Source organism: Enterobacter cloacae complex sp. P27C (genome assembly GCF_014895705.1).
Classification (GTDB): Bacteria; Pseudomonadota; Gammaproteobacteria; order Enterobacterales; family Enterobacteriaceae; genus Enterobacter; species Enterobacter bugandensis.
The window spans coordinates 37497-47412 of sequence record NZ_JADBQB010000016.1 but is presented as its reverse complement, the minus strand read 5'-3'; the positions used below and the strand labels follow the sequence as shown (position 1 = coordinate 47412).

General features: G+C 56.3%; 7 protein-coding genes. 1 reads left to right on the top strand and 6 read right to left on the bottom strand.

Annotated elements, in window-relative coordinates; genetic code table 11:
* Positions 1–137 precede the first annotated feature (137 nt).
* The 5 genes from pckA to IM291_RS21265 form a co-directional block, all read right to left on the bottom strand.
* Entirely contained in the window at positions 138–1757 is a 1620-nt protein-coding gene (gene pckA, locus IM291_RS21285; protein ID WP_045259359.1) for a phosphoenolpyruvate carboxykinase (ATP), read from the bottom strand.
* A gap of 356 nt (positions 1758–2113) precedes the next feature.
* Positions 2114–2998 carry an Hsp33 family molecular chaperone HslO gene (gene hslO, locus IM291_RS21280; protein ID WP_192971938.1) on the bottom strand — a complete coding sequence of 295 codons (885 nt, stop codon included), beginning with the start codon at positions 2996–2998 and terminating at the stop codon, positions 2114–2116.
* An 18-nt stretch (positions 2999–3016) separates the two neighbouring features.
* Positions 3017–3418 (bottom strand): ribosome-associated heat shock protein Hsp15, encoded by a 402-nt coding sequence (hslR, locus tag IM291_RS21275; RefSeq protein ID WP_028014669.1) that lies wholly within the window; start codon positions 3416–3418, stop codon positions 3017–3019.
* Positions 3415–4098 carry a GMP/IMP nucleotidase gene (gene yrfG / locus IM291_RS21270; protein ID WP_028014668.1) on the bottom strand — a complete coding sequence of 228 codons (684 nt, stop codon included), beginning with the start codon at positions 4096–4098 and terminating at the stop codon, positions 3415–3417. Before yrfG ends, hslR begins: the two co-directional genes overlap by 4 nt.
* 67 nt (positions 4099–4165) lie before the next feature.
* Positions 4166–6301, bottom strand: coding sequence for an intracellular growth attenuator family protein (locus tag IM291_RS21265; protein WP_028014667.1), 2136 nt, complete (start codon positions 6299–6301; stop codon positions 4166–4168).
* 322 nt (positions 6302–6623) lie between these two features.
* Here IM291_RS21265 and nudE point away from each other — a divergent pair, with 322 nt between their 5' ends.
* Complete coding sequence (nudE, locus tag IM291_RS21260) at positions 6624–7184, top strand: ADP compounds hydrolase NudE (protein ID WP_028014666.1); 561 nt, start codon at positions 6624–6626, stop codon at positions 7182–7184.
* Between the two features lie 79 nt (positions 7185–7263).
* Here the strand turns inward: nudE and mrcA are convergent, their stop codons facing one another.
* Positions 7264–9816 (bottom strand): peptidoglycan glycosyltransferase/peptidoglycan DD-transpeptidase MrcA, encoded by a 2553-nt coding sequence (mrcA, locus tag IM291_RS21255; RefSeq protein ID WP_192987598.1) that lies wholly within the window; start codon positions 9814–9816, stop codon positions 7264–7266.
* Between the last annotated feature and the right edge of the window lie 100 nt (positions 9817–9916).

The window sequence follows — 9916 nt, the reverse complement described above, 5'->3', positions numbered from 1 at the left end:
ATCACCATGGGTAAAGGATGTTAAAAAGTGTTCACCATGTCCCCGAACACCTGTCTACCATGTCCCCGGACTGTACACACACGGGGAGAGGGAGAAAACATTAAAAAAGGCAACTTTCGTTGCCTTTTTGCTTTTACCTACAGCTTCGGACCCGCGCTCACCAGCGCTTCACCTGCCGGGGTATCGGTGTACTTCTCGAAGTTCTCGATAAACAGCTTCGCCAGCGATTCCGCCTTCTCGCGCCACTGTTCCGGCGATCCGTAGGTATTGCGCGGGTCGAGGATACGCGTATCCACACCCGGCAGTTCCGTCGGAATGGCCAGATCGAACATCGGCAGCGTGAAGGTTTCGGCGTTATCCAGAGAACCATCCAGAATGGCGTCGATAATGGCGCGGGTATCTTTGATGGAGATACGCTTGCCGGTACCGTTCCAGCCGGTATTCACCAGGTAGGCCTGCGCGCCGGATGCCTGCATGCGTTTCACCAGCACCTCAGCGTATTGCGTCGGGTGCAGCGACAGGAATGCCGCGCCGAAGCAGGCGGAGAAGGTTGGGGTTGGCTCCGTGACGCCACGCTCGGTACCCGCCAGCTTGGCGGTAAAGCCAGAGAGGAAGTGGTACTGCGTCTGGCTGGCGGTCAGGCGGGAAACCGGTGGCAGCACGCCGAACGCATCCGCCGTCAGGAAAATCACCTTCGTGGCATGGCCCGCTTTTGACACCGGCTTCACGATGTTGTCGATGTGGTAGATCGGGTAAGAGACGCGGGTGTTTTCGGTTTTAGACGCATCGTCAAAGTCGATAGAGCCGTCGGCACGTACGGTGACGTTTTCCAGCAGCGCGTCGCGGCGGATCGCGTGGAAGATATCCGGCTCGGCCTCTTCAGACAGGCGAATGGTCTTCGCGTAGCAACCGCCTTCGAAGTTAAACACCCCGTCATCGTCCCAGCCGTGTTCGTCATCGCCAATCAGACGGCGTTTTGGATCGGTGGAGAGCGTGGTTTTCCCGGTGCCGGAAAGACCGAAGAACACCGCTACGTCGCCTTTCTCGCCGACGTTCGCCGAGCAGTGCATAGAGGCAATACCGCGCAGCGGCAGCAGGTAGTTCATGACCGAGAACATCCCTTTCTTCATTTCGCCGCCATACCAGGTACCGCCGATCAGCTGAATACGTTCGGTCAGGTTGAAGGCAATGAAGTTTTCGGAGTTCAGACCCTGCTCTTTCCACTGTGGGTTAGTGCATTTCGCACCGTTCATCACGATGAAGTCAGGTGTGAAGTCCTGCAGCTCTTCGTCGGTCGGACGAATAAACATATTCTTAACGAAATGCGCCTGCCAGGCCACTTCGGTAATGAAACGCACGGAAAGGCGGGTGTCGGCGTTAGCGCCGCAGAAAGCGTCGACAATGAACAGACGCTTACCGGAAAGTTGATGGGTTACGAGCCCTTTCAGATGCTGCCAGGTTTCCGGGGAGAGCGGTTTGTTGTCGTTCTTCCCTTTGCCCTTGTCAGCCCACCACAGCGTATCGCGGGTAGTTTCGTCTCGGACGATATACTTATCTTTCGGCGAACGACCGGTAAAGATACCGGTATCGACGGCGATAGCACCAAGGTTCGTCAACACACCGCGCTCGTATCCTTCCAGTGCTGGATTGAGCTCTTCCTGATACAGCGTATCGTAATCGGGGTTGTAGACCACTTCCTGGACGTCGTGAATACCATAAGCCTTGAGATCTTGCGGGGTTAAACCAGTAACACGCATATCACTGCTCCTTAGCCAATATGTACTGCCTGAAATTGTAGGGTTTTTCTGGGGATGTTAACCGCGACGGGGCTCATAGATTTGTGCATCTGGATAAAACCCTTACTAACGGAAAACGCTGCGACTCCAGTCACAGTGCAGGCGGATTATCGCAGGAATCGCTTTTTGGTTGGGGAAAATGTTCCGAAAAGGTTAAGAGGTGGTGATTTTATCGGAGAGAATGTGAATGTAATCGCATACATGTAAGAAAATTACGTAAGAGTTACATAGGGAAAACGATTCAGCTTTTGGGGGATTTTTACCCCTCACCCTAACCCTCTCCGCAAAGGGGAAAGGGCAGGGTGAGGGGTAGCGTATTAATGAACTTGCGGATCTGCCGGAGAGGCATTATTGCGGATTTCAGCGATATCCATTGAATTGAACACGTAGTGCGTACCGCAGTAGTCACAGTGCATATCAATTTCGCCGTCTTCAGCCATGATGCTGTCGATCTCTTCATCCGGCAGAGTTTTCAGTGCGCCAGCGCAGCGCTCGCGCGAGCAGGTGCACTTAAACTCCACGGACTGCGGATCGTACACGGTCACTTCTTCTTCGTGGTACAGACGCCACAGCACGTCGGTCGCCGACAGGTTGAACAGTTCTTCCGCCTTGATGGTTTCGGTCAGCGTCGCCAGATGCTCAAAGTCATTGGTCTGTGCGTCCTGCGCTGGCAGAACCTGCAGCAGCATGCCGCCCGCAGCAGGCTGGCCGTCCACTTCACCGGTACGGATGAACAGACGCGTAGGCAGCTGTTCAGAACGCATGAAGTAATCTTCCAGGCAGGCTGCGAGGGTATCGCCTTCCAGACCGACCACGCCCTGATAGCGTTCACCTTCCTCCGGGGAGATGGTGATCACCAGGTAGCCATTGCCCACCAGCGTTTTGAGGTCAGCATTTTCAGGCACGTCGCCCTGAACGCGCGCCACGCCGCGCATCTGCTGCTGGTTATTGCCGTTGATCACCGCCAGCGTCATCGGGCCGTCACCCTGCAGCTGCACGGTGATATCACCGGCAAACTTCAGCGTTGCGGTCAGCAGGCTGGTGGCAACCAGCAGTTCGCCCAACAGGGTCTGCACCGGCAGCGGGTAGTTGTGGTTTTCCAGAATCTGTTTCCAGGTTTCGGATACGGTGACCAGCTCGCCGCGCACGGCGAATTGTTCAAACAGATAGCGGTGTAATTGGTCGTGTTGGGCCATTTTCATCTCTCGTGCGGGTGAGGGTTACTCGCTCTCACCGTGTTTAAATTTCATCAGATCGCGGCGCTCTTTTTTATCCGGTCGCCGGTCCGGGTGGGGCATGGTCAGCGCATTCATTTTGCGCGCCAGCGCGGTCTTCTCGCGCTTTTCAACGCTTTCAGCCGTCTCTTCGTAAAGCAGTACGGCTTCCGATGCGGGCCGCCGCTGTTCGGTAATGGCTTTGATCACTACCGTACGTTCGTCGTTGCCCTGGCGCAGCGTTAAGGTAGCGTTCAGCTCAACCAGCTTGCTCGGCTTGCTGCGCTGGCCGTTGTAATGCACTTTACCGCCGTCAACCATTTCACGGGCAAGGGCGCGCGTTTTATAAAAACGGGCTGCCCACAGCCATTTATCCAGTCTTACCCCATCTGAGGGCTTTTCTTTCATGGCGTCTCCTTCACGGTCAGTGAGGGGATCATCTGGCGGTAGTCGTTCAGTCCCGGATGGCGCAGATAGCTTTTTTCAGCCAGGCCAGAGTCAGGATTCGTGACGCCCAGACAGTAGCGAATGCCAAACGTTGCCGCTGAATCAAGAATAGGCTCGCTGTCGTCAATGAACAGCGTGCGCTCCGGCTGCAGGCCGGTCTCTTCCTTCACCGCATGCCACAACCGCTGATCCTCTTTCGGATAACCAAATGTGTGGGTGGAAAGTAATAAATCAAGGTGCGACGCCAGTCCCGTATGCTCCAGCTTCACGGCCAGGTTATGTGGATGCGCGTTAGTCAGCAAAATACGGCGCTTGCCGCTTGCTTTCAGTGCGTCCAGGAAGGGAACCGTATCTTCGCGCAGCACGGCGCGTGGTCCCTGGGCAGTGGTCATGGCACAAATATCCAAACCGAGGCGCTCGCTCCAGTAGTCCAGACAGTACCAGTTTAGCGTATGTTGCACTGCGCTATATTGCGAACGAATGAACGCCTGCGCTTCTGCCGGGGAGATACCCTGCTGCTCACCATAGGTTTCCGGTACCAGCTTTTGCCAGAAATAGTTATCAAAGGCGAGATCGAGCAGCGTGCCGTCCATATCCAGCAGAACGGTGTCGACCTGCTGCCAGTCGATATCAAGATGCATAGGGGGGAACTCCAGCCAGAAGAAACGTGCGCGACAGGGTAGCACATCTTGTCGCGCAACGACGTTATCAGATCAGGCTCTCAGAGGAGGGGATCAGCTTAGGATTTAGGCAATTCTCATAATATTGCTGGATCTCCGCCAGACGCGTGCGGGAGCGCTGGTAGCGGCGCAGGGCCATAAAACCGTTCCAGAAAATGGCGATCAGCATGGCGATCATCAGCAGAGAGGTGCCAATGTAACGCCACAATCCTGCGCTGTCCGGCATCCGGTGCAGGCCGATATGGCGCGTGCCGTTGGCGTCGGTGTAGATGCTTGTGACAATCCCTTCGGCACTGAACGGCGTTTGCATCAGCATCTGCGCCAGACGCTGGAACTGGCTCCACTGCTCCTGGGCCGGGTAGTCATAAAGCGCTACCTGCGGGTAAGGCTGATCGACCAGGTCGCTGCCTTCATCGCTGGCAATCACAAAGCCGCCCGGTGCCGGACTGTTGAGCGCCTGAGCCGCCCGGGTGGTTTCGCGCATCATAAACGGCGATGTCGAGGTGGCGACCAGGTTATCAAGCGATTCCGCGCTGACCGGACGCAGCAGCACGTTGACGCCATCAAGTCGTCCCGCCTCGGCGCGTTTCACCAGCGAGTCCCAGTCTTTACTGTTCCCGAGGTTAACCAGCGCGTTCTTGAGGCGTATGCACTCATCCTGCGAGGAGCATAAGTCCTGGGTTTTCAGGACAATGTCGCCAAAATCATCCAGCAGAATCATGCCTGATTTCTGGATGGCGGAACGCAGCGCGGGGCTGACGCGTGAATCATCGTCCGGTTTCGGGTGCAGCTGGCGGTTGACCGTCTGGGTCAGCGCCGTGGCTTTATTCACCACTTCGGATTCCGGTAGCGGCAGCGGCGGCGCGTCGTTCCAGATAATTTGCGAACAGTCGAACGGCGTGAACGGTGAATTCTGGCGCGTGTTCCACGCCCCCGGGGTATGGATATTACACATTCCGGTGCCTTTCAGGCGCAGCGTATCGCCCACCCGTACACCCGCTTCATCGAGCTGGTTGACGCTGGTCGCCTCGATGGTCTGCGCGCCTTTGATCCACGACAGGGTAAATTTGATGGGCATATCCAGCGGCACGAAAAGCAGCAGCATGATAAACACCAGCCCGGCGCCGGCGGCGATGACCGTGCTGCGGAGCCAGTGCTGAAGCGGGAAATTTTTTACTTCATCATGCAGGGATAAGAAGCGCCCCTGTCGCACAACGTGGCGGTCAAGATAGATATCAATATCGGTTTTCTGCCCTAAATCCTGCGCAATCCACGGTTGCCAGTGGCGCGGGTAGATCAGGTCAATAATCCCGAGTGAGATATTGTTGAGATGCTCCTGATCGTTCTCACCGAACAGGCCCCAGCGCTTTGGCGTGCCGCGCAGGCAGTGGATCTCCCGCAGCGAGGTTTTGGCCGGCGGGGCAAAGAGCCCCCACAGCCCGGCCGCAAGAAGCAACACCGCGCCACCCGCCAGCCATGGGACAAAGACGTCCGGCGTCAGCAGGCAGACAAAAAAGAGCAGGAAAGCGGCAACGATCAGGATGGCTTCACGAATACCGTCCGGACGGCTCAGGGCGTACTCTTCATGCGTCTCCTGACGAATATTCAGCAGCTCAATCTGCTCGGTCTCTTCACCACGAATAGAGGCCTGCGTTGAACTCGCGCGTTCCAGCGCAAAGCGCGGGGCTTCGTGAAGATAGTCATTCAGGGTATGGCCGTTGAGCGAGATTACCAGCGGCAGCGAATCGGTGTGAATCAGCTCAACGCTGTTTTCGTCGTTAATGTACTGCTCCCAGGACGGGGGCAGATGCACCTCAACCGAATCCAGGTAGTAGCGCCACTTGTTGGGGTCGTCAGTCGTAATGCCGTAGCGCGTGATGGAGCGCGTCACGCAGAGCACGGTGTCACTTTGCGCGTTAAGCTTAAGCGCGACAGGTGCAGTCGTGGCTCCCGTCGGCCCAGGCGTTAACTGAGAACGGTTCAGCGTTTCGAGATAGTTTTCAACTGCATCGCGCTCGTCTTGCGTGAGTTTACGCGTTGTCGCACCCGCGAAGGCATTTAAAAAGGGCAGCCGGTAACGGCGCTGTATGCGTCGCCTGTACAGCCACCCTGCAATCAATGCGCTGACCAGCATAGCAGCGAGAACAATCAAAATGGTGCTCATGCTTTCCCCATCTTACTTATCTTACAGGTGTAGTCAGTAGCACCTTTACATTGAATGAGAGTCTGTGGCTGGCTATCGGCAAGTATGGAGTCGAACTTGAGCATTCTAAAGCGCATCCCAGTGACCGGTGATAATAGCAAAGCCTGTCATGGCGCGATATCAGCAAATTCCTGGAAACATTTCAACCTCTTGACATTTGTTTTGAATTGAGGATTGATCCCTGCTACGTTGCATAAATGTAAATAAAGAACAATTGACATTGCCGAAACCGTGCGGCATATCGCACAATAACGTCAGTTCACACTGCTAAGACCCCATCAAGATGAGCAAACCACTACAAAAACCCACCATTCTGCACGTTGAAACTGTCGCCAAATCGCGCCTGTTTAACGTCGAGAGTGTGGATCTGGAGTTCAGCAACGGTGTGCGTCGTGTTTATGAGCGTATGCGCCCCTCTTCGCGCGAAGCGGTGATGATTGTCCCTATCGTCGACGATCATCTGATTTTGATCCGTGAATACGCCGTGGGGACGGAATCTTACGAGCTTGGGTTCTCGAAAGGGCTCATCGATCCGGGTGAAACGGTCTTTGAAGCAGCAAACCGCGAGCTGAAAGAAGAGGTGGGTTTTGGCGCGAACGAACTGTCGTTCCTGAAAAAGCTGAGCATGGCGCCGTCCTATTTTTCCAGCAAAATGAACATTGTGGTGGCTGAAGATCTCTATCCTGAATCGCTGGAGGGAGATGAACCAGAGCCGCTGCCGCAGGTTCGCTGGCCGCTGGCGCATCTGATGGATCTGCTTGAAGACCCTGATTTTAACGAGGCTCGCAACGTGAGCGCGCTGTTCCTGGTTCGCGAGTGGCTGAAGGGGCAAGGGCGGCTGTAGGCCATAAAAAAGCCGGGTAGCGGCTTCGCCTTACCCGGCCTGCAATTCTTTGCCCGGTTTTTACCGGGCATTTTTATGCTTAAAACAGCTCGTGCGTCTCGCCGTTATCAATAATCTCTGTACCCACCTCATGCACCGCCTGTGTGGTTGGCTGCGTACCTTCGATAAAATACTCGGCACGGCTATTACCGCCGTTAGCGAGCTGGCCGGTGCTGCGGTCAATATTGACCGTCACCACGCCCGGTGGCGGCGTCAGCGGCTGCTCCGGCACGCCTTCAAGAACGGATTTCATGTAGGCATCCCAGGCCGGCTGCGCGCTTTTGGCACCGCCTTCGTAGCCGGAAATCTGATCTTTAATCGCGCCGGATGCCGTGGTACGGCCTAAATCACGGCGATGATCGTCGAAACCGATCCAGACTGACGTCACCACGCCCGGCCCATAGCCGGAGAACCACGCATCCTTCGAGCTGTTAGTTGTCCCGGTTTTACCGCCGATATCATGGCGCTGCAGATCGCGCCCTGCTCGCCAGCCGGTACCCTGCCAGCCGGGTTCACCGAAGATGTTGGTGTTCAGCGCGCTCTTGATCAGGAACGCCAGCGGCGTGTTGATCACGTGCGGTGCGTACTCCTGCGCGCCGGTTTGCGCCACCAGCGACTGGTTAGCCTGCTCCAGCTGCGGCTGCGGCAAGACGATATTTGGCTGCTCCTGAGAAACGGCAGGGTCTTCCATGTCCTTGTTTTCGAGCACCTCGGATTTCGGCGTATTGCCGTAAATGACCGGAATATCACACTCAGGGCAGGCAATTTTCGGCTTTGCTTCAAACAGCACGCCGCCCTGGTCGTTCTCGATTTTGCTGATGAAGTACGGGTCAACCAGGAAGCCGCCGTTGGCCATCACCGAGTATCCGCGGGCGACCTGAAGCGGCGTAAAGGAGGCTGAGCCCAGCGCCAGCGACTCGGTGCGAACGATGTTCTGCGCCGGGAAGCCGAAGCGCTGCAGGTACTCTGCCGCATAGTCGACGCCCATCGCGCGCATGGCACGCACCATCACCACGTTTTTCGACTGCCCCAGACCCTGGCGAAGACGAATAGGACCGGCATACTCCGCAGGAGAGTTCTTCGGCTGCCAGTCGGAACCGGCACCGGCATCCCAGCGGGAAATCGGCACGTCGTTTAGGATGCTGGCAAGGGTCAGTCCCTTATCCATCGCTGCCGTGTAGAGGAACGGCTTGATGTTGGAACCCACCTGACGCAGCGCCTGCGTGGCGCGGTTAAATTTGCTCTGGTTGAAATCGAACCCGCCGACCAGCGCCATTACCGCCCCGTTCTGTGGGTTAATGGAGACCAGAGCCGAGTTCACATCCGGTACCTGCGCCAGCCACCAGGTATCGCCTGACTTGCGCACCCAAATCTGCTGCCCGGCCTGTACCACGTCGGTCACCTTGCGCGGCGTTGGCCCCTGCAGGGTGTCCGAACGGTATGGACGCGCCCAGCGAATACCGTCCATGCGCAGGGAGACGGACGTGCCGTCCGCCAGCGTCGCAACGGCTTCCTGAGGATCGGCCTGCGTCACTACGGCTGGAAGGAGCGGACCATAGGTTGGCAGCGCTTTCAGCGTGCTGGTGATTTTTTTGCTGTCCCATGCGCTTTCGCCCACTTTCCAGAGCACGTTCGACGGTCCGCGATAGCCGTGACGCATATCGTAGTCCATCACGTTATTGCGCACCGCGTCCTGAGCCGCCTGCTGCACTTTACGGGTAACGGTGGTGTATACGCGATAGCCATCTTCATAGGCCTTGTCGCCATAACGACTCACCATCTCCTGGCGCACCATTTCGGTCAGATAAGGGGCAGAGAAGGCGATCTCAGGGGCATGATAATTGGCGTCAATGACGTCGTTACGCGCCTGGTCGTACTCGCTCTGGCTGATATAGCCTTCGCTCAGCATACGTGACAGGACGACATTACGACGTGAGGTAGCACGATCGAGCGAGTAAAGCGGGTTAAACGTGGACGGCGCTTTTGGCAGACCGGCAATGGTTGCCATTTCGCTTAGGGTGAGCTGTTCAACAGGCTTACCGAAGTACACCTGCGCGGCTGCCCCCACGCCATAGGCACGGTAGCCCAGATAGATTTTATTGAGGTACAGCTCAAGGATCTCGTCCTTGTTCAGCAGTTGCTCAATACGGATCGCCAGGAACACCTCTTTGATCTTACGCGTCAGCGTCTTTTCAGGGCTGAGGAAGAAGTTACGCGCCAGCTGTTGCGTAATGGTGCTCGCCCCCTGGGAGGCGTGACCGGAGAACAACGCAATGCTTGCGGCACGGAAAATCCCGACCGGATCGACACCGTGGTGCTCGTAGAAACGGCTGTCCTCCGTGGCGATAAAAGCTTTCACCATCACGGGGGGAATTTGGTTTAAGGTCAGCGGGATACGACGCTTCTCGCCATACTGCGCCATCAGCTCGCCATCGGCGCTATAGACCTGCATTGGGATCTGGAGACGCACATCGCGGAGCGTGGCGACATCAGGTAGCTGTGGCTCAATATATTTGTACAAACCGTAAATCGAGCCTGCTCCCAGCAGAATGCAACAGACTGCAAGGATGAATAAATACTTTACGAACTTCACCGGAGATTTCCCATTTGGTTTCACTTGGGCAGTTTCTAAACAATCGCGCGGTAGTATAAAGGCAAGCCTGATTCATTGATATAGCCGTCAAGGCGACGGG